The organism is Streptomyces tropicalis (genome assembly GCF_029269835.1).
Taxonomy (GTDB): domain Bacteria; phylum Actinomycetota; class Actinomycetes; order Streptomycetales; family Streptomycetaceae; genus Streptomyces; species Streptomyces tropicalis.
Genome location: NZ_JARJBB010000011.1, coordinates 83,024 through 101,733 on the forward strand (window position 1 = coordinate 83,024; position 18,710 = coordinate 101,733).

Consider the following 18,710-nt stretch of genomic DNA (forward strand, 5'->3'; position numbering starts at 1 on the left):
CCCCCGCGGGGGACCGGGCCTCGGTGGGCTCGGCGCCGTACCTCAGTACGGCTCACCGACGTGCGTCAGTGGGCGTGGCCGTGGCCCGCGGCGGCCGGCTCCTCCTCCTCCTTCTTCTCGACGACCAGGGTCTCGGTCGTGAGGAGGAGGGAGGCGATGGAGGCGGCGTTCTCCAGGGCGGAGCGGGTGACCTTCACCGGGTCGATGACGCCGGCCTTGACCAGGTCGCCGTACTCGCCGGTGGCGGCGTTGAAGCCCTGGCCCTTGTCGAGCTCGGCGACCTTGGAGGTGATGACGTAACCCTCCAGGCCGGCGTTCTCGGCGATCCAGCGCAGCGGCTCGACGACCGCGCGGCGGACGACGGCGACACCGGTGGCCTCGTCGCCGGTCTTGCCGAGGCTGCCCTCGAGGACCTTGGCGGCGTGGACGAGCGCGGAGCCACCACCGGAGACGATGCCCTCCTCGACCGCGGCGCGGGTCGCGGAGATGGCGTCCTCCAGACGGTGCTTCTTCTCCTTCAGCTCCACCTCGGTGGCGGCGCCGACCTTGATCACGCACACGCCGCCGGCCAGCTTGGCGAGGCGCTCCTGGAGCTTCTCGCGGTCCCAGTCGGAGTCCGTGGTCTCGATCTCGGCCTTGATCTGGGCGACGCGGCCCTCGACCTCGTCCCGCTTGCCGCCGCCGTCGACGATCGTGGTGTCGTCCTTGGTGACGGTGATGCGGCGGGCGGAGCCGAGGATGTCCAGACCGGCCTGGTCGAGCTTGAGGCCGACCTCCTCGGAGATGACGGTGGCGCCGGTGAGGACGGCCATGTCCTGGAGCATCGCCTTGCGGCGGTCACCGAAGCCCGGGGCCTTCACCGCGACGGCGTTGAAGGTGCCGCGGATCTTGTTGACGACCAGGGTCGACAGGGCCTCGCCCTCGACGTCCTCGGCGATGATCAGCAGCGGCTTCGAGGCGTTCGCCTGGATGATCTTCTCGAGGAGCGGGAGCATGTCCGCGATCGAGGCGATCTTGCCCTGGTGGATCAGGATGTACGGGTCGTCGAGGACGGCCTCCATGCGCTCCTGGTCCGTGACGAAGTACGGCGACAGGTAGCCCTTGTCGAAGGCCATGCCCTCGGTGAAGTCCAGCTCCAGACCGAAGGTGTTGGACTCCTCGACGGTGATGACGCCGTCCTTGCCGACCTTGTCCATCGCCTCGGCGATGAGCTCGCCGACCTGCTGGTCCTGGGCGGACAGCGCGGCGACGGCGGCGATGTCGGACTTCTCGTCGATCGGGCGGGCGGTGGCCAGCAGATCGTCGGAGATGGCCTTGACCGCGGCGTCGATGCCCTTCTTCAGGGCGGCCGGGGAGGCACCGGCGGCGACGTTCTTCAGGCCCTCGCGCACCAGCGCCTGGGCGAGCACGGTGGCGGTGGTGGTGCCGTCACCCGCGATGTCGTTGGTCTTGGTCGCCACCTCCTTCACCAGCTGGGCGCCGAGGTTCTCGTACGGGTCCTCGACCTCGACCTCACGGGCGATGGTCACACCGTCGTTGGTGATGGTGGGAGCGCCGAACTTCTTGTCGATGACGACGTTGCGGCCCTTGGGGCCGATCGTCACCTTGACCGTGTCGGCAAGCTTGTTGACGCCGCGCTCGAGGGCGCGACGGGCGTCCTCGTCGAACTTCAGGATCTTCGCCATGGCAGCGGGAGCCCTCTCGGAATTCTTGGTGAACGAAACTGCGCCCCGGGCGCCCGGCTTTCCTATCGGTGGCGGGGAGCCAGGGGCGCAGCTGACAGCAGGTTTGCTGAGGTGACTACTTCTCGATGATCGCGAGGACGTCGCGAGCCGAGAGGACGAGGTACTCCTCGTTGTTGTACTTCACCTCGGTGCCGCCGTACTTGCTGTAGAGCACGACGTCGCCGACCTTGACGTCGAGCGGAAGACGGTTGCCGTCCTCGAAGCGGCCCGGGCCCACGGCCAGGACGACGCCCTCCTGGGGCTTCTCCTTGGCGGTGTCCGGAATGACCAGGCCAGAGGCCGTGGTCTGCTCGGCGTCGAGCGGCTGGACCACGATGCGGTCCTCGAGCGGCTTGATGGCAACCTTGGAGCTGGTGGTCGTCACGATCCGACCTCCCCCTTCGGAGATCTCACGGGGTTTCACTGTCTGAGGTGGCGACCAGGTCGATCCGTCGTCGCGGGTGCCGGACCTGCCCGTCGCTGTGTTGGCACTCTCCAGTGGTGAGTGCCAGGGCCGAGACTATGACCGTCGTTAGCACTCGGTCAAGCGGAGTGCCAATTGCGCACGGCGCGTCGGCCCGTGTTCGTCGTGGGCGTACACGCGGGCGGGTCCTCCGGGCGCCGGTCAGAGGTAGTCCTGGAGGCGCCCCACCGTCAGTCCCTGCTCCTGGACGCGGCGCAGCAGGCGGGCCGTCCGCTCGCGCAGGCCCGGTCCGTCGAGGTCGTCGTCCGAGGCGACGAGGAGGACGTCCCCGGGGCGGAGCGCGCGGGGGCCGTGGACGTAGTGCAGGTCGGAGTCGGTCATGGCGGCGCGCCAGAGCACGACCGCGCTCACGCCGCAGTCGGCCGCCGCGTGCAGCGTGGTCGCGTCGTACCTGCCGTACGGCGGGCGGAGGAGGCGGGGGCGGACGCCGAAGCGGGCGCGGAGCTTGTCGCGCTGGCCGCAGATCTCGGTGCGCTGACCGGCGTAGGGCAGGCCGCGCAGCGACGGGTGGTCCAGGGTGTGGTTCTGCAGGTCCGCGCCGACCGACAGCAGCCGGGCGAAGTGGCCGTACCCCGGTCCCACGACACTGTCCGTGAGGAACATGCTCACCGGGAGCCGCAGGTCACGGACCATGTCGACGAACCGCGGATCCCGTTCCGCCCCGTCGTCGTAGGTGAGGAAGACGACCTTGTCGGCGGTGCGGACGCGGTCCACCACGGGGGGCGGTCCCGCGTCCCGGGCGCCGGGGGGACCCGGGCGGGCGGACGGCCGCGGGGGTGCGGCGAGCGGGGCCGCCAGGCCCCAGCGGCGGTAGGCCGGCTCCACGGCCGGGTGCTGCGGCCCGACGCGCTGGGCCGCCTTCCTGCCCAGCCGTTCGATGGGGTCGACCGAGGTGGCGCAGCCGCCCAGCAGCGTGGCCGCGAGGAGGGCCGCGGCCGAGGTGCGCAGCCGCACCCTCACAGGTAGTCCTCCAGCCGGGCCACCGCGAACCCCTCGGCCGTGACCTTGTTCAGGAACCGTCGCATGTCGTCGGTCATGGTGCCGTTCCACTCGCGGCGGCCGCGGAAGTGGGTCAGGACGATGTCGCCGGGGCGGATGCGCTGGTCGTCCGCGCGGAACTCCCAGTGGTCGACGTAGACCTCCTCGTTCCAGATCGGCGCGTACCTGATGCCGCAGGACTTGGCGGCGCGCAGGGTGTCCTGGTTGTAGTTGCCGTAGGGCGGGCGGAAGGCCGTGGGACGCCGGCCGAACTGCCGCTGCATGATGTCCTGCATGTCGCAGATCTCGTGCCGCTGCTCGCCGTAGGACAGGCCGGGCAGGTACGGGTGGTGCAGGGTGTGGTTGCCGAGGGTGTTGCCGTGGCCCTGCACGGTCCGGAAGTAGCCGTAGTCGTCCTTCACCAGGTAGTTGCTGAGGAAGGCGGTGTACGGGACGTTCAGGTCCCGCATCATCCGCAGGAACCGGGGGTCCTTCTCGGCACCGTCGTCGATGGTGAGGAAGACGACGCGGTCCTTGGTGGGGACGGTGGTGAAGACCGGGGGCAGGTCCCAGTCCCGCTGGTGGCCTACCTCGAAGCCGGCGCGGGGGGTGATCTCCGGCTTGACCGCGGGGGGCTTCGGGGGCAGCAGCGGCACCTGCTCCAGGTCCCAGCGCCGGGCGGCCGCGGCGCGGGCCGGGTAGGAGGCGCGCAGCCGGGCGGCGTAGGAGCCCACCCGCTCCTGACCGGGGGCGGGGCGCACCTCGCGGGCGTCCGGCCGGGCGCAGCCGGAGGCGAGAGCGGCACCGGCGAGGGCGGCGAGCAGTCCGCGGGCTCCCATCGTTCGCGCCGACGCCCGCTTTGCACATTTTTTGTAATTTTGTACTACTGCTCCCATGAGCCGGATCCTCGCAGGCCCGGGCCCGCAACCGGCGCCGACACCGCGGGCCGGAGGCACTCCGTCCACCGACTGGCCCACAATGAGCCGGTGAACGACCACCTGCACGCCTTCGCCCAGCTGCTCACCCCCGAGGGCCGCGCCCTCCTGGACGAGGTCCGCGGCACCGACCCCGCGGCCGAACTGGCCGTCGCCACCCGCCTGCGCCGGCAGCACCCCGCGGAGCTGGTGTCGGCGGCCCTCGGACAGGCCCGGCTGCGGCAGCGGGCGGCGGCCAAGTTCGGCACCGCGGACGCGGAGCGGATGTTCTTCACCCCGAACGGCGTCGAGCAGTCGACACGGTCCGCCGTGGCCGCGCACCGGGCGGAACGCCTGCGCGCCCTCGGCGTGGCCTCCGTCGCCGACCTGTGCTGCGGGATCGGCGGGGACGCCGTCGCACTCGCCCGCGCCGGGATCCGGGTCCTCGCCGTGGACCGCGACCCGCTGACCGCGGCCGTGGCCCGCGCCAACGCCGAGACGCTGGGGCTGTCGGAGCTGATCGAGGTCCGCGAGGCGGACGTCGCCGGCATCGACACCGCTCCCTACGACGCCGTCTTCGTCGACCCCGCCCGGCGGGGCGGCCGGGGCCGCGTCTTCGACCCGGAGGCCTACTCACCGCCGCTGTCCTGGGCCGTCGAGGCCGCCCGCGCCGCCCCGCACGCCGCCCTCAAGGTCGCCCCGGGCATCCCGCACGAGGCGGTCCCCGAGGAGGCCGAGGCCGAGTGGATCTCCGACGGCGGGGACGTCAAGGAGGCGGTGCTCTGGTTCGGCACCGAGCCCGGCCGGGTCCGGGCCACCCTGCTTCCCGGCCCGCGCACGCTGCTCGGCCGGGGACTGCCCGACCCCGGGGTGCGTCCCGTCGGGCGCTACCTCTACGAGCCCGACGGCGCCGTCATCCGGGCCCACCTGGTGGCCGAGGCCGCCGAACCGCTCGACGGCGGCCTGATCGACCCGACCATCGCCTACGTGACCGCCGACGAACTGCGCCCGACCCCGTACGCCACGGCCTACGAGATCACCGACCGGCTCCCCTTCAACGCCAAGCGGCTCAAGGCCCTGCTGCGGGAGCGGGAGGTCGGCACACTGACCGTCAAGAAGCGCGGCTCGGCGGTCGAGCCGGAGGAGCTGCGCCGCAAGGTCCTCCCCAAACCGCAGGGCACCGGGTCCATGACCGTGTTCCTCACCCGCGTCGCCGGGGCCCCCACCATGCTCCTCGGACGGCCCGCCACGCCGTGACGGCCCCCGCCGGGCCACGACGGCCCGGCAGGCCGCGCCGCGCCCCGGTCCGGCACCGGGCGCGGGGCTCAGGCCTCCGGACCGGCGGCGCGGCGCAGGAGGAGGGCGCGCTCGCGGGTGTTGCGGGCCAGGGTCGCGGCACGGGCGAACTCCGCGCGCGCCTCCTCCGTGCGGCCGAGGCGGGCGAGCAGGTCGCCGCGGACGCTGGGCAGCAGGTGGTAGTCGCGCAGGGCGGGTCCGGCGGCCAGCGCGTCGACGATCGCCAGGGCGGGGGCCGGCCCCGACGCCATGGACACCGCCACCGCGCGGTTCAGCTCCACCACCGGGGACGGGGACCGGACGGCCAGCGCGCCGTACAGGGCGGCGATCCGCGCCCAGTCGGTCTCCTCGTAGGAGTACGCGTGCGCGTGGCAGGCGGCGATGGCGGCCTGGAGGGCGTAGGGGCCCGGGGCTCCCCGGGAGGTGGCGTCGGCCCGGGCCAGGGCGTCGACCCCGCGGGCGATCAGCATGCGGTTCCAGCGGCGCCGGTCCTGGTCCTTCAGCAGGACCGGCGCGCCGTCGGTCCCGGTACGCGCGGCGGTGCGGGACGCCTGGAACTCCAGCAGCGCCGTCAGCGCGTGCACCTCCGGCTCCTTGGGCATCAGGCCGCCGAGCAGCCGGGCCAGGCGCAGCGCGTCCTCGCAGAGCCCCGGGCGCAGCCAGTCGTCGCCGGCGGTCGCCGCGTACCCCTCGTTGAAGATCAGGTAGATGACCTCCAGCACCGACCCGAGGCGCTCCGCGCGGTCGGGACCGCAGGGCACCTCGAAGGCGACGTTGCGGGCGGCCAGCGTCCGTTTGGCGCGCACGATGCGCTGGGCGACCGTGGGCTCGGGCGCCAGGAAGGCACGGGCGATCTCGGCCGTGGTGAGCCCGCCGAGCAGACGCAGCGTCAGGGCGGCGCGGGCCTCGGCCGACAGCACGGGGTGGCAGGTGGTGAACACCAGCCGCAGCAGGTCGTCGTCGATGTCGTCGGGGCCCGTGGGTTCGGCGGGCGGGGCCACGGTGCCGAGGTCGCGGCCGATCTCCGCCAGCTTGCGGGCGTACCGCTCGCGGCGGCGCACCAGGTCGACGGCCCGGTGGCGGGCGGTGGCGGTGAGCCAGGCGCCGGGGTTGTCCGGCACCCCGTCACGGGGCCACTGCTCCAGCGCCGCGACCAGGGCGTCCTGGGCGATCTCCTCGGCGATGCCGACGACCCGCACGATCCGCGCGACGGCCGCGACGACGCGCGGGGACTCCAGGCGGAAGACGGTCTCCAGGGCGTGGGCGGCCCCGGCGGGCGCGGCGGACCCCGGTGACGGGGCCGGCCCCGCGGAGGGGGCGGGTCCGCCGGGCGGGGCGGTGGGCTGCGGTTCCACAGCCCACCATGCAACACCCTCCGCGGCCCGGGGCCAAGGGAGACTCACCCCTCGACGATCTCCCGCACCTCGCAGGTGACCGTCCAGTGCTCCTCGTGGACCTTCAGGAACCGCTTGGTCCACTCCAGCGCCTCGGCCATGTCCTTGCACTGCATCAGGGCGTAGCCGCCGACGACCTCCCTGGCCTCGGTGAAGGGCCCGTCGGTGACGGAGATCCGCCCGCCCTCCCAGTGCACCCGGGCGCCCTGCGCGGACGGGGTCAGCCCGGCCGTGTCGAGCATGACCCCGGCCTTGGTGATCTCCTCGATCAGTTCGCCCATCCGCTGCATCAGCTCCGGGCTGGGGCCGCCCTCGGGGACGGAGGACTCGTCGATCTTCACGAGCGACAGGTAGCGCGGCATGGTGGCTCCTCGGGTCGAGGACGGGGCCGTTCCCCGCCTCTCACCCGTGCGTCGAACGGGGAGCCCGCGGATCGACGGGCCCGCCGGACTTTTTTCGGAGATCTTTCCGGGCCCCCTGCGGAGCGGTCCCCGGGCACCTGCCGCACGTCCCTCCCCCGGGGCACGGGGGGCGGGCCTCCGGCCACGGCACCAGGGCCTTTCTTTCGGATCAGGTCGGCTTCCGCCGCCGGCGCCCTGCCATGGGGTCGAGCGGGGTCCGGTGCGTGCGGCGGCAAGGCGGAGGAGGAGGGCGGCGACGCGGAGCGTCGACAACCGACGACAACGCCGCAGACGTGCGTGCCGGACCCCGCGCCCCCCGGCAAGATCCGAAAGAGAGGCCCTAGCCCACCGACTCGAACCGCCACCGGTGCACCGCGCGGGTCACCAACGCGGCGTCCGGTTCGGGCAGTTCGGGGAGGTCGGCGTCGTAGGCCGCGTCCCACCAGGTGATGACGAGGACGCGGTCCTGCGGCGCCCGCAGGGTCTCCCGGCGCAGCGGGCGGGCGGTCAGTTCCTGCGCCCGGGTCCAGGCGAGGAGTTCCGCGCCGCGGCCCGGGAGCGCCCGCGCCTCCCACATGAGCGCGACCGTCACGTGTACAGGTTCTCCTTGCCGGCCTCGTGCGCGTGGGTGTGGTCGTGGGTGGGGCCGCCTCCGGGGACGTGCGGGTCGGTCACCGGCAGGGACGAGTCCGCCGACAGGTCCCAGTCCGAGGCGGCCCGCCCGCGGCTCACCATCTCCGCGCCGAGCGCCGCCACCATGGCGCCGTTGTCCGTGCACAGCTTGGGGCGGGGCACCCGCAGCCGGATCCCGGCGGCCTCGCAGCGCTCCTGGGCGAGCGCGCGCAGGCGGGAGTTGGCCGCGACGCCGCCGCCGATCATCAGGTGGTCGACGCCCTGGTCCTTGCAGGCCCGGACGGCCTTGCGGGTGAGGACGTCCACGACCGCCTCCTGGAAGGACGCCGACACGTCGCGCACCGGGACCTCCTCCCCCGCCGCCCGCTTCGCCTCGATCCAGCGGGCCACCGCCGTCTTCAGGCCGGAGAAGGAGAAGTCGTAGGCGGGGTCGCGGGGGCCGGTCAGGCCGCGCGGGAAGGCGATCGCCCGCGGGTCGCCCTCGCGGGCGTACCGGTCGATCACCGGGCCGCCGGGGAAGCCGAGGTTCAGCACCCGGGCGATCTTGTCGAAGGCCTCGCCGGCCGCGTCGTCGATGGTGGCGCCCATCGGGCGGACGTCGGAGGTGATGTCCGTGGAGAGCAGGAGCGAGGAGTGGCCGCCGCTCACCAGCAGCGCCATCGTCGGCTCCGGCAGCGGGCCGTGTTCGAGCTGGTCCACGCAGATGTGGGAGGCGAGGTGGTTGACGCCGTACAGCGGCTTGCCCAGGGCGTAGGCGTACGCCTTCGCCGCCGAGACGCCGACCAGCAGTGCTCCGGCCAGCCCGGGGCCGGCGGTGACGGCGATCCCGTCGAGGTCCCGGGCCGAGACGCCCGCCTCCTTCAGCGCCCGGTCGATGGTCGGCACCATCGCCTCCAGGTGGGCCCGGGACGCCACCTCGGGCACCACGCCGCCGAAGCGCGCGTGCTCGTCGACGCTGGAGGCGATCGCGTCCGCCAGGAGGGTGGTGCCGCGGACGACGCCGACGCCGGTCTCGTCGCAGGAGGTCTCGATGCCGAGGACGAGCGGCTCGTCCCGCATGTCAGTCATGGATGTCGGTTCCTTGTACGCCGTTGACGGAGGGGGCATCCGCGGCGGGGCCGCCGCCGGACCCGCTGGTCCCGCTGTCGGATCCGCTGCCGGATCCGGTGGACAGCCGCATCACGAGGGCGTCCACGTTGCCCGGCTGGTAGTAGCCCCGCCTGAAGCCGATGGGTTCGAAGCCGAAGCGCTCGTAGAGCTTCTGCGCGCGGACGTTGTCCACCCGGCACTCGAGCAGCACCTCGGCGCACTCGAAGGCGGTCGCGGCCTTGAGGATCTCGGCCAGCAGCCGCGCGCCGAGCCCGGTGCCCCACTGGTCGCGGGCCACCGCGATGGTCTGGACGTCCGCCTGGTCCCCGGAGGCGACCAGGCCGGCGTAGCCGACGATCCGGTCGCCGTGCTCGGCGACGACGTAGCGGCGGGTGGCCTCCGGGCCGCGGGAGTGGGCCAGTTCGGACCAGAACATGCCGCGGGACCAGGTGTCCTCCGGGAAGAGGTCCTTCTCCAGCTCCAGCACCGGGTCGATGTCCCACCAGCGCATCTCGCGCAGCACGGGCACCGCCGCGGGGATGCCTGCCGCGGATCCGGTCGTCGTCCGTCCTGTCACTTGGGGGTGACCACCTTGTAGTTCTTGGGCACCTGGGCGTCGGGCCGCCGCAGGTAGAGGGGGCGGGGCGCGGGCAGTTCCTCGCCCGCGGCGAGCCGCTCGGCGGCCAGCCGGGCGAGCGCGGCCGCGGACACGTGCTCCGGCTCGTGCACCTTGGGGAAGGTGTCGGGGTAGAGCAGGGCGCCGGCGCCGACCGCGGGCAGGCCCCGGACCTCGTCGGCGATGTCGGCGGGCCGGTCGACGGCCGGCTCGGTCAGGCGGGTGCGGGAGTCGGCGTACCGCGCCCAGTAGACCTCCTTGCGGCGGGCGTCGGTCGCCACCACGAAGGGGCCCGGGACGTCGGCGGCGTAGGCAAGGCCGTCGAGCGTGCACAGGCCGTGCACGGGGACGCCGAGCGCGAGCCCGAAGGTGTCGGCGGTCATCAGGCCGACGCGCAGGCCGGTGTACGGCCCCGGGCCGACGCCGACGACGACGCCGGTGACGGCGCCCAGGGTCAGCCCGGCCTCGGCGAGCACACGGTCGACGGCCGGCAGCAGCAGCTCTCCGTGCCGGCGGGCGTCCACCTGGCTCGACGAGGCGACGACGTCCGACCCGTCGTGCAGGGCGACGGTGACGGCGGGGGTGGCGGTATCCAGAGCGAGCAAGAGCACGCAAACAGCCTACGGCTCCGAGGGGCCCGTGGCGGACGTCCCGCCGCCGGACCGCGGGACGGGACCCGGGCACGCGCCCCGCGGGGCGGACGGGCCGCGGCACCGCCGGGCGGGTGGGCGTGCGGCACCGGCCCCGGCGGGCCCGGCACGGCCGCCCCGGTCGCGCGGGGCCCGGCTGCTACGGTCGCCCCGAGGCAGCTCGGACGATGCGATGGCAGAGGTGGGCGACGGTGGCAGGGAGCAGCTCGGGACTCGTGGCCGCCCTCACCGCCGCGGCCGTCGCCACGGTCGGATTCCTCGCCTACCGCGCCGAGGCGACCGTCCCGCCCGGCCTCGCCGGGAAGCCCGGCGCGAGCGCGACGCCCGTCGCCACCAAGGCGCCCCGCGACCGGCAGCACCCCACGGCGCTGCCCGGCGGCTCCGGCTCCGGCGAGCGGGTCGTGTACTCGGTGGACGACGACCGCGTGTGGCTGGTCAGCGCGGGCAACCGGGTGGAGAACACCTTCAAGGTCTTCCCGGGCACGGTGGACCCGGTCCCGGGCACCTACGCGGTCATGTCCCGGTCGAACGCGGTGACCGGCACCGACGGTGCGCCCATCGAGCACGTCGTGCGGTTCGCGGAGCACGGCGGTGTCGTCATCGGGTTCAGCGCGGCCGTGGACGGGGCCCTGCCGACGCCGGACCCGGCGGTGCGGACGGGCGGAGTCCGCGAGTCCCGCACGGACGGCGAGGCGATGTGGATGTTCGCGACGGTCGGCCAGAAGGTCGTCGTCATCCGATAGGGCTACGCCGCCTCGTCGTGCTCGTCCGCCGTACGGGCGTCAGCGGGCTCCGGGACGTGCGGCGGACGCGAGATCAGCTCGGCCGCGGCGCAGGAGGCCAGGAGATCGCTCACCCGCAGCCCCGCGGCCCCGGGCGGCCGCGGCAGGGGGGTGCTTCCGGCAGCCGGCACGGACGCCTCCTGAAGATCGGGGGCGAACGTGGTTAGGCATGCCTAACCACGCACTGGATCCCATGTGACCACGCAGGACACACCCCGCGCAAGGACATGCCGACACCCTGTCGGAGTGTTCACCTCGACGCGGACGCCTCAGACGCCTCAGACGCCTCGGACGCCTCAGGCCGAGAGCACGCCGAGGTCCACCGGCGCCCACCGGCCGCCGAGACCGGTCACCGTCACGTGCCGCACCTCGTCGGTGGTGTCGCCGACGGCCCGGTGGATGAGGACGTGCAGCCGGTCCTCGGTCAGCTCCTCGACCCGCCCCTCGCCCCACTCCACGACCACCACGGACTCGGGCAGCGACACGTCGAGGTCCAGGTCCTCCATCTCGTCCAGACCGCCGGACAGCCGGTAGGCGTCGACGTGGACCAGCGGCGGGCCGCCGCCCAGGGAGGGGTGCACACGGGCGATGACGAACGTCGGGGAGGTGACCGCGCCGCGCACGCCGAGGCCCTCGCCGAGCCCACGGGTCAGCGTGGTCTTGCCCGCGCCGAGCTCGCCGGTCAGCATGACCAGGTCGCCCGCGCGCAGCAGCTTGGCCAGACGACGGCCCAACTCCCTCATCTGGTCCGGGGAGTTGACGGTGATCTCGACGGACACGGGGTCAGCCGGGCTGTGCGGTGCTGCTGGTGCTTCCATAGCCACCCACGGTAGCTCCTGCCGGGACCGCCCCCGCGCGGGTCAGCAGGTCGGCGAGCCGGTCGGTGACGGCCTCCGGGTGCTCCAGCATCACCAGGTGCCCGGCGTCCGGGACCAGCACCAGTTCCGCGTCCGGCAGCAGGTCGGCGATGGCCTCGCTGTGCTCGCTGGGCGTGACGAGGTCCTTGACCCCGGCCAGGACGAGCACCGGCATGCCCCGGAAGTGGTTCAGCGCGTCGGTCTTGTCGTGGTCGGTGAAGGCCGGGTAGAACTCGGCGACCACGTCGATCGGGGTGCTCTCGATCATCCGCTCGGCGAACCGGGCGACCGCCGGGTCGACGTCCCGGGAGCCGAACGAGTAGCGCTTGATGACCCCGGCGAACAGGTCCGCGGTGGCCCTCCGCCCCTTCTCCACCAGTTCCGCCTGCTGCCCGAGCGCCTTCAGGACCCCGGGCAGCACCCGGCGCACCGCGTTGACACCGGCCACCGGCAGTCCGAAGTTGACCTCGCCGAGCCGCCCGGAGGAGGTCCCGACGAAGGCGGTGGCGACCACGCGGTCGCGGACGAGTTCGGGGCACTCGGCGGCCAGCGCCATCATCGTCATCCCGCCCATGGAGTGCCCCACCAGCACGATCGGCCCCTCGGGCGCGGCCGCCTCGATGACGGCCCTCAGGTCACGGCCGAGCTGGTCGATGCTGACCGGCACGTCCTCCCGCGTCTGGGCCGCGCCCCGCCCGGACCGGCCGTGGCTGCGCTGGTCCCAGTGGACCGTCCGCACCACTCCCCGCAGTGCCGAGCGCTGGAAGTGCCAGGAGTCCTGGCTGAGGCAGTAGCCGTGGCTGAAGACGACGGTCACCGGGGCGGGGGCCTTGCGCCCGAACAGGCGGCGCCGGCGGGGGCCGAGCGCGGCCGCGGTCTCCTGGGAGACCTCGTCGACCTCGTAGTACAGCTCCGTCCCGTCGTCGGCGTAGGCCCTGCCCGGGGTACCGCGCAGCGAGCCGTAGGGGCCGGCGGAGTCCAGGGCCAGCCGGGCCTTGCGCCGCATCCCCCGTCCGACGGTCATCCTCTCTATGGCGACACCGGCCGCCGCTCCCGCGGCGACCACGCCTATCGCGGTCCCCACGACCCCCGTCGTCCGGCGCCACCCGCCGGACGCGCCGGTGGCGGAGGCGACGACCGCCGCGGCGGCGTTCGCGACGGCCCCCGCATTGCTCTCGCTCACGTATCGCTCCTCTTCGCCAGACTCGTGTTCGCCGGGTGGGCCGGACGGCCCGCCGGTTCCGGGTGGTGCTCCACCGGTGATCCGCCGCCGCCGGGCCGATCGCGCTGCTCTCCTGCCGATGCCACGCCGGTGCCCGGGCCGTGGCTCCGCACACCCCGGCGTGACCGGACCCACACAGGGGCGCCGTGCGCGCCTACCCCTCCCGGCCGTTCGGCTCCTCGTTCACATAGACGCGCGGAACGCGCTTTCCGATCCGTGTGACGATCTCGTACGCGATCGTGCCCGCCGCCTGCGCCCAGTCCTCCGCGGTGGGCTCGCCGCGGTCGCCCGGCCCGAACAGCACCGCCTCGGCACCCGCCTCCGGCAGGTCGCCACCGAGGTCGACCACGAACTGGTCCATGGCGATCCGACCCGCGACGGTCCGCCACTTGCCGCCGACCAGCACCGGTCCGGTGCCGGAGGCGTGCCGCGGGATGCCGTCCGCGTAGCCGACGGGGACCAGGCCGACGGTGGTCTCGCCCGCGGTGACGAAGTGGTGCCCGTAGCTGACGCCGTGGCCGCCGGGGAGGTGCTTGACCAGGGCCAGCGCGGCGGACAGCGTCATCACCGGCCGCAGCCCGAAGTCGGCCGGGGTGCCCAGCTCGGGGCTGGGCGACACGCCGTACACGGCGATCCCGGTGCGGACGAGGTCGAAGTGGGACTCGGGAAGGGTCAGCGTGGCGGGCGAGTTGGCGATGTGCCGCACCTCGGGGCGGACGCCCGCCGCCTCCGCGTCCGCCACCACCGTGCGGAAGCAGTCGAGCTGCGCGGCGATGGACGGGTGACCGGGCTCGTCGGCGCAGGCGAAGTGGGACCACAGGCCGGTGATGCGGATCAGCCCCTCGGCCTCGGCGCGCAGCGCCTCGCCGACGAGCTCGGGCCAGTCCGCGGGCTGGCAGCCGTTGCGCCCGAGTCCGGTGTCCGCCTTGAGCTGGACGCGCGCGGGGCGCCCGGCGGCGCGCGCGGCCTCCCGGACCTCGGCGAGCGCCCACAGCGCGCTGACCGACACGTCCAGGTCGGCCTCGACGGCCTCGCGCCAGGGACCGCCCGGGGTCCACAGCCAGCACAGGATCCGCACCGGCGGCCCGATCCCGGCCGCGCGCAGGGCGAGCGCCTCCTCGGGCGTGGCCGTGCCCAGCCAGGTCGCCCCCGCGGCGACGGCGGCGCGGGCGCACGGGACGGCGCCGTGGCCGTAGGCGTCGGACTTGACCACGGCCATCAGCGCGGCGCCGGACGCCCGGGCGCGCAGGGTCCGCACGTTGGCCCGCAGGGCGGCCAGATCGATTTCGGCGCGGGCGCGCAGCGTTGCCGTCCGCGGGTGTGCTGTCTCAGTCATGGCGCCCCCAGTGTCTCAGAGGCCCCGGACCGGCCCTCGGCACCGGCCCCACCGGGCCGGTCGGACCCGGTGGGCGGGTACGGGCGGACGGCGGGGGCGCCCCGGCGGACGCGGGGGTCCCGGCGGGGACGGCCGCGGTCGCGCACGGCCGAATCCCCGTACGGGCCGCGCCGGATCGGACGAGGCGCGCGGCCCGGTCCCGTACCGGCCACGCCCGCCCCGGCGGCGGGAAGGCGGCCCGGTCCCGTACCTGCCGGAGCGCGGCCCGGTCCCGCGCGGCCCGTGGAAAGGAATACGGCCCGGCCCGGTGCGGCCCTCGCCCCGTCCGGAAGGAAGCGCCGCCCGGACCCGTGCCACCGCGCTCCCCTGTCGCGACGGGGAGCGCGGCTCAGTCCCGTACGTCCCGCCAGGCCTCCGGGATCGCCTCCGCCACGTCGTGTGCCCCGGCCGGCGCGCCGTCGGACGCGAAGCGGCCCGCCAGCCCGTGGAGATAGGCGGCCACGCTGCCCGCGTCCAGGGCCGGCAGGCCCGCGGCCAGCAGGGACCCGGCGAGACCGGACAGCACGTCGCCGCTCCCGGCCGTGGCGAGCCAGGGCGTCCCCGTCGGATTGACCCGCACGGGGCCCCCGTCCGCGGCGGCGACGAGGGTGGTGGAGCCCTTGAGCAGGACGGTCGCGCCGTAGCGGGCGGCGAGTTCGCGGACCGAGGACAGCCGGGCCTCCTCGACCTCCTCACGGGCCACGCCGAGCAGCGCGGCGGCCTCACCGGCGTGCGGGGTCATCAGGGTGGGCGCGGTGCGGGCGCGCACGGCGCCCGGGTCGGCCAGCCGCAGGCCGTCCGCGTCGATCAGCACCGGCACGTCCTCCGCCAGGACCTCGGCCACGGTGTCCGCGTCGTCCCCGGCGCCGGGGCCCACCACCCACGCCTGCACCCGGCCCGCCCGGTGCGGTCCCCGGTCGGAGACGAGGGTCTCGGGGAAGCGGGCGATCACCGCCTGCCCCGCGGGGCCGACGTACCGGACGGCACCGGCGCCGCCGCGCAGCGCACCGGACACGGCGAGCACGGCCGCGCCCGGGTAGCGCGCGGAGCCGGCGGCGATGCCGACGACCCCACGCCGGTACTTGTCGCTCTCGGCGGCCGGCCGCGGCAGCAGCGCGGCCACGTCGGCGTGCTGCAGCGCCTCCAGTGCGGCGCCGGAGGGCAGGTCGAGGCCGATGTCGACGAGGCGCACGGTGCCGGCGTACTCACGGGCCGGGTCGACGAGCAGCGCGGGCTTGTGGGTGCCGAAGGTGACGGTGAGGTCGGCGCGGACGGCCGCGCCCCGCACCTCGCCCGTGTCGGCCTCCACCCCGCTCGGCAGGTCCACGGCGACCACGGCCGCCCGGGACCCGGCCGCGCGGGCGGCCAGGGGCGTGGCACCGGGGCGCAGTCCGCCGCTGCCGCCGATGCCGACGATGCCGTCGACCACGAGGTCGGCCCGGTCGATCAGGTCCTCCGCGGCACCGGGGGCCGCGACGGTGCCGCCCGCGGCGCGCAGGGCCGCGAGCCCGCCGGGGTGGGTGTGGCCGGGGGCGAGCAGGACGGCGGCGACCCCGGCGCCGCGGCGGGCGAGGCGGGCCCCGGCGTACAGGGCGTCGCCGCCGTTGTCGCCGCTGCCGACCAGGAGCACGACACGGCGGCCGTAGACCCGGCCGAGCAAGTCGGCGCAGGCGGCGGCGAGTCCGGCGGCGGCACGCTGCATCAGCGCGCCCCCGGGGAGTCTCGCCATCAGCTCGCGCTCGGCGGTCCTGACCGTCTCTACGCTGTACGCGGTACGCATGCGGTCGAGTCTGCCCCGGACGGCGGCCCTCCTGCATCCGGGCCACGCGGAGGCCGGGGCCTCATCCCTCCGCGATCACCACAGCCGAGGCGACCCCGGCGTCGTGGCTGAGCGACACGTGCCAGGAGCGGACGCCGAGTTCGGCCGCCCGCGCGGCCACCGTCCCCGTGACCCGCAGCCGCGGCCGGCCGGAGTCCTCGGCGTACACCTCCGCGTCCGTCCAGTGCAGTCCGGCCGGGGCGCCGAGCGCCTTGGCCAGCGCCTCCTTGGCGGCGAACCGGGCGGCCAGCGAGGCGACACCCCGCCGCCCGCCGCCGGGCAGCAGCAACTCGCTGTCCAGGAAGAGCCGCTGGGCGAGGGTGGGCGTCCGCTCCAGGGACGCCGCGAACCGGTCGATCTCGGCCACGTCGATACCGACCCCGATGATGCTCATGCCGAGCACCCTATGAGGTCGGGCGCCGGGATGGAGGCGCTGGTTCCCTGTGCGCACCGACGCCCGACGTGCATCCGATGCCCGGCCGCACGGGAGGTACGCCCGTTTTCACGCTTTCCGTACAAGGTGCGGCGCGGTGAAGCTTTCGTGCCCCGGGGGTGTCGGCGGGCGCACGCACGAAGGGCCCCGGCCGTCGGCCGGGGCCCTTCGCACTCCGTGTCGTGTGCCTACCAGCGGTACCAGCGGCCCCGCCGGCCGCCGTTGCCTGCCGGGCGCACCACGAAGCCCAGCAGCCATACGACGAGCACGATGACGGCGATCCACCACAGTGCCTTCAGTGCGAAGCCCGCACCGAAAAGGATCAGAGCCAGAAGAAGAACCAGAAGCAAGGGAACCATGTCTATCAACCTCCGATCCAGCGAGTGCCCCTCGCCTCGGCGAGCAAGCATCCGAAACTCCCGGTTTTTTCGCGGATTCCCGGGGAATCCTGAACGGTTTGCCCGAACACCCCTCACGCCCCCCGGATATACGCGCCGGAGTGCACCGCGGAGAAAGAGTGGTTTGGCCCAGGAACCCCGGGAAACCCGCAGACCACCGCACACCATGACGATGTTGGGATGTGAGATCGATGGCCGAGCAGCAGAAGGCGGAAGCCAAGACCGAGCAGGCCAAGGGCAAGGTCAAGGAGACCGTGGGCCGAACGGTGGGCAACGAGCGCATGGAGGCCGAGGGCCGCATGGACCAGGCCCGCGGCGACGCCCGCGAGGCCAAGGAGAAAACCAAGGACGCCTTCCGCCACTGAGAACACGCGGGAACAGCGCGGCGCCGACGCGCCACAGGCTGGGCGTGGGCCCCCTTTTCCCAAGGGGGCCCACGCCCAGCCTGCATTTCCCGGTACCCCCATTCACTCGCGGGACCGGACGCACTGCCCGGCGCCCGCTCTCCGGCGGCCGGTTCACGGACGGAGCCCTGCGCCCCGTCACGGGCCGGGATCCGGGGCGGTGCCCTGGAGCCCCCGGCACGGACCCCCCATCGGCGAGTGACCAACGTCACTGCCGCCTGGGCGAGAACTGGTCCGCACCGGAGGGTTTGTCGCGTTTCCCGTCCTGTGCGGAACCCCCGGCACGGGTCATGATCGTCCCGTCGCGAAACTGATCCGAGGGGGAGAACGGTGGAGATTCGCCACCTGGTCACATTTCAGAAGGTCGCCACACTGCTGAGCTTCACCCGGGCCGCCGAGGAGCTCAGCTACGCACAGTCCAGCGTCACGACGCAGATCAGAGCCCTGGAGACGTCGCTGGGGGTGGAACTCTTCGACCGTCTCGGCGGGCGGATCCGGCTGACTTCCGCAGGGGAGAAGTTACTGGAGTACGCCGAGCAGATCCTGGCCCTGGCGGAGGCCGCGCGGGCCGATGTCGCGGGCGGGGACGGCCCGTCGGGCACCCTGGTCGTGGGCACGATGGAGAGCATCACCTCGTACCGGATGCCGCCGTTGCTGGAGTTCCTGCACCACCGCTATCCGAAGGTGCAGCTGTCACTCCGCCCGAGCCTGTGCGCGGAGACCTGTCACGCGCTGCGCCAAGGCATCTTCGACATCGGCTTCCTGATGGAGCAGCAGACCCGTCACCAGGGGCTGGAGACCATGGTGCTGGCCGAGGAACCGCTGGTCCTCGTCGCGGCCCCCGACCATGCGCTGGCCCGGCGCACGAAACTGACCCTGGAGGACCTGCGGGCGGCGTCCGTCCTGGCGACCGAGGCGGGCTGCGCCTACCGCGACCTGTTCGAGGTGGAGCTGCGGGGCACGGAGACCATGCCGTTCCTGGAGTTCGGCACCATCGAAGCGATCAAGCGCGGCGTGGTGTCCGGACTGGGCATCGCGCTGCTGCCCGAGGTGACCGTCACCGGCGAGCTGGAGAAGGGTCAGGTGACGGCGCTGCCGTGGGACATCCCGTTCTCCGTGTACACCCAGCTGGCCTGGCGCAGCGGCAGGCGGCTGTCGCGCGAGCTGAAGCTCTTCATCGACCAGGCGGTACGGCTGATGCGGGAGGACGCGCCGCTGGCCCAGTCGGGCTGAGCCGGTGG

At 74.1% G+C, this 18,710-nt stretch carries 21 protein-coding genes; 4 read left to right on the forward strand and 17 right to left on the reverse strand.

What is annotated here, in order from left to right:
* Positions 1-65: 65 nt before the first annotated feature.
* The 4 genes from groL to P3H78_RS21310 all read right to left on the reverse strand — a co-directional run bounded on the left by groL (position 66) and on the right by P3H78_RS21310 (position 4,025).
* Positions 66-1,685 (reverse strand): chaperonin GroEL, encoded by a 1,620-nt coding sequence (gene groL, locus P3H78_RS21295; protein ID WP_276110689.1) that lies wholly within the window; start codon positions 1,683-1,685, stop codon positions 66-68.
* A 115-nt stretch (positions 1,686-1,800) separates the two neighbouring features.
* The gene (gene groES / locus P3H78_RS21300) at positions 1,801-2,109 is read right to left on the reverse strand and encodes a co-chaperone GroES (RefSeq protein WP_067397107.1); all 309 of its coding nucleotides are present in this window, start codon (positions 2,107-2,109) and stop codon (positions 1,801-1,803) included.
* Positions 2,110-2,349: 240 nt separating this feature from the next.
* Complete coding sequence (locus P3H78_RS21305) at positions 2,350-3,162, reverse strand: polysaccharide deacetylase family protein (protein WP_276110788.1); 813 nt, start codon at positions 3,160-3,162, stop codon at positions 2,350-2,352.
* Between the two features lie 2 nt (positions 3,163-3,164).
* Positions 3,165-4,025, reverse strand: a complete 861-nt coding sequence (locus tag P3H78_RS21310) for a polysaccharide deacetylase family protein (RefSeq protein WP_276110690.1) — start codon at positions 4,023-4,025, stop codon at positions 3,165-3,167.
* Positions 4,026-4,172: 147 nt separating this feature from the next.
* On the opposite strand from P3H78_RS21310, the gene P3H78_RS21315 reads away from it, so the two are divergent.
* On the forward strand, positions 4,173-5,357 hold the full coding sequence (locus P3H78_RS21315) for a class I SAM-dependent methyltransferase (RefSeq protein WP_438828008.1): 1,185 nt from the start codon (positions 4,173-4,175) through the stop codon (positions 5,355-5,357).
* A gap of 68 nt (positions 5,358-5,425) precedes the next feature.
* On the opposite strand, the gene P3H78_RS21320 is transcribed toward P3H78_RS21315, so the two are convergent.
* The 6 genes from P3H78_RS21320 to tsaB form a co-directional block, all read right to left on the reverse strand.
* On the reverse strand, positions 5,426-6,751 hold the full coding sequence (locus P3H78_RS21320) for an RNA polymerase sigma factor (RefSeq protein ID WP_276110692.1): 1,326 nt from the start codon (positions 6,749-6,751) through the stop codon (positions 5,426-5,428).
* 44 nt (positions 6,752-6,795) lie between these two features.
* Positions 6,796-7,152 carry a YciI family protein gene (locus P3H78_RS21325; RefSeq protein WP_276110693.1) on the reverse strand — a complete coding sequence of 119 codons (357 nt, stop codon included), beginning with the start codon at positions 7,150-7,152 and terminating at the stop codon, positions 6,796-6,798.
* Positions 7,153-7,531: 379 nt separating this feature from the next.
* Positions 7,532-7,783, reverse strand: coding sequence for a hypothetical protein (locus P3H78_RS21330; protein WP_276110694.1), 252 nt, complete (start codon positions 7,781-7,783; stop codon positions 7,532-7,534).
* Positions 7,780-8,892 carry a tRNA (adenosine(37)-N6)-threonylcarbamoyltransferase complex transferase subunit TsaD gene (tsaD, locus tag P3H78_RS21335; RefSeq protein ID WP_276110695.1) on the reverse strand — a complete coding sequence of 371 codons (1,113 nt, stop codon included), beginning with the start codon at positions 8,890-8,892 and terminating at the stop codon, positions 7,780-7,782. The genes P3H78_RS21330 and tsaD overlap by 4 nt, the downstream gene beginning before the upstream one ends.
* Complete coding sequence (gene rimI / locus P3H78_RS21340) at positions 8,885-9,424, reverse strand: ribosomal protein S18-alanine N-acetyltransferase (RefSeq protein WP_276110790.1); 540 nt, start codon at positions 9,422-9,424, stop codon at positions 8,885-8,887. The genes tsaD and rimI overlap by 8 nt, the downstream gene beginning before the upstream one ends.
* Before the next feature lie 62 nt (positions 9,425-9,486).
* A complete protein-coding gene (gene tsaB, locus P3H78_RS21345; RefSeq protein ID WP_276110696.1) occupies positions 9,487-10,140 on the reverse strand; it encodes a tRNA (adenosine(37)-N6)-threonylcarbamoyltransferase complex dimerization subunit type 1 TsaB in 654 nt (217 codons plus the stop codon).
* 230 nt (positions 10,141-10,370) lie between these two features.
* Here tsaB and P3H78_RS21350 point away from each other — a divergent pair, with 230 nt between their 5' ends.
* Entirely contained in the window at positions 10,371-10,922 is a 552-nt protein-coding gene (locus tag P3H78_RS21350) for a hypothetical protein (RefSeq protein WP_276110697.1), read from the forward strand.
* A 2-nt stretch (positions 10,923-10,924) separates the two neighbouring features.
* On the opposite strand, the gene P3H78_RS21355 is transcribed toward P3H78_RS21350, so the two are convergent.
* From P3H78_RS21355 to P3H78_RS21385, 7 genes are all read right to left on the reverse strand, one after another.
* Positions 10,925-11,092, reverse strand: a complete 168-nt coding sequence (locus tag P3H78_RS21355; protein ID WP_276110698.1) for a hypothetical protein — start codon at positions 11,090-11,092, stop codon at positions 10,925-10,927.
* Positions 11,093-11,257: 165 nt separating this feature from the next.
* Entirely contained in the window at positions 11,258-11,779 is a 522-nt protein-coding gene (gene tsaE, locus P3H78_RS21360; RefSeq protein ID WP_276110699.1) for a tRNA (adenosine(37)-N6)-threonylcarbamoyltransferase complex ATPase subunit type 1 TsaE, read from the reverse strand.
* Positions 11,745-13,001 carry an alpha/beta fold hydrolase gene (locus tag P3H78_RS21365; RefSeq protein WP_276110700.1) on the reverse strand — a complete coding sequence of 419 codons (1,257 nt, stop codon included), beginning with the start codon at positions 12,999-13,001 and terminating at the stop codon, positions 11,745-11,747. Before P3H78_RS21365 ends, tsaE begins: the two co-directional genes overlap by 35 nt.
* 193 nt (positions 13,002-13,194) lie before the next feature.
* Entirely contained in the window at positions 13,195-14,376 is a 1,182-nt protein-coding gene (alr, locus tag P3H78_RS21370) for an alanine racemase (RefSeq protein ID WP_276110701.1), read from the reverse strand.
* Positions 14,377-14,764: 388 nt separating this feature from the next.
* Positions 14,765-16,195: an NAD(P)H-hydrate dehydratase gene (locus P3H78_RS21375; protein ID WP_276110702.1), complete on the reverse strand. Its 1,431-nt coding sequence runs from the start codon at positions 16,193-16,195 to the stop codon at positions 14,765-14,767.
* Between the two features lie 61 nt (positions 16,196-16,256).
* Complete coding sequence (locus tag P3H78_RS21380) at positions 16,257-16,628, reverse strand: holo-ACP synthase (protein ID WP_276110703.1); 372 nt, start codon at positions 16,626-16,628, stop codon at positions 16,257-16,259.
* Positions 16,629-16,855: 227 nt separating this feature from the next.
* Complete coding sequence (locus P3H78_RS21385) at positions 16,856-17,026, reverse strand: DUF5670 family protein (RefSeq protein WP_276110704.1); 171 nt, start codon at positions 17,024-17,026, stop codon at positions 16,856-16,858.
* Between the two features lie 230 nt (positions 17,027-17,256).
* On the opposite strand from P3H78_RS21385, the gene P3H78_RS21390 reads away from it, so the two are divergent.
* Positions 17,257-17,430, forward strand: coding sequence for a CsbD family protein (locus P3H78_RS21390; RefSeq protein WP_276110791.1), 174 nt, complete (start codon positions 17,257-17,259; stop codon positions 17,428-17,430).
* Between the two features lie 369 nt (positions 17,431-17,799).
* Positions 17,800-18,702, forward strand: coding sequence for a LysR family transcriptional regulator (locus tag P3H78_RS21395; RefSeq protein ID WP_276110705.1), 903 nt, complete (start codon positions 17,800-17,802; stop codon positions 18,700-18,702).
* The last annotated feature ends 8 nt before the right edge of the window (positions 18,703-18,710 follow it).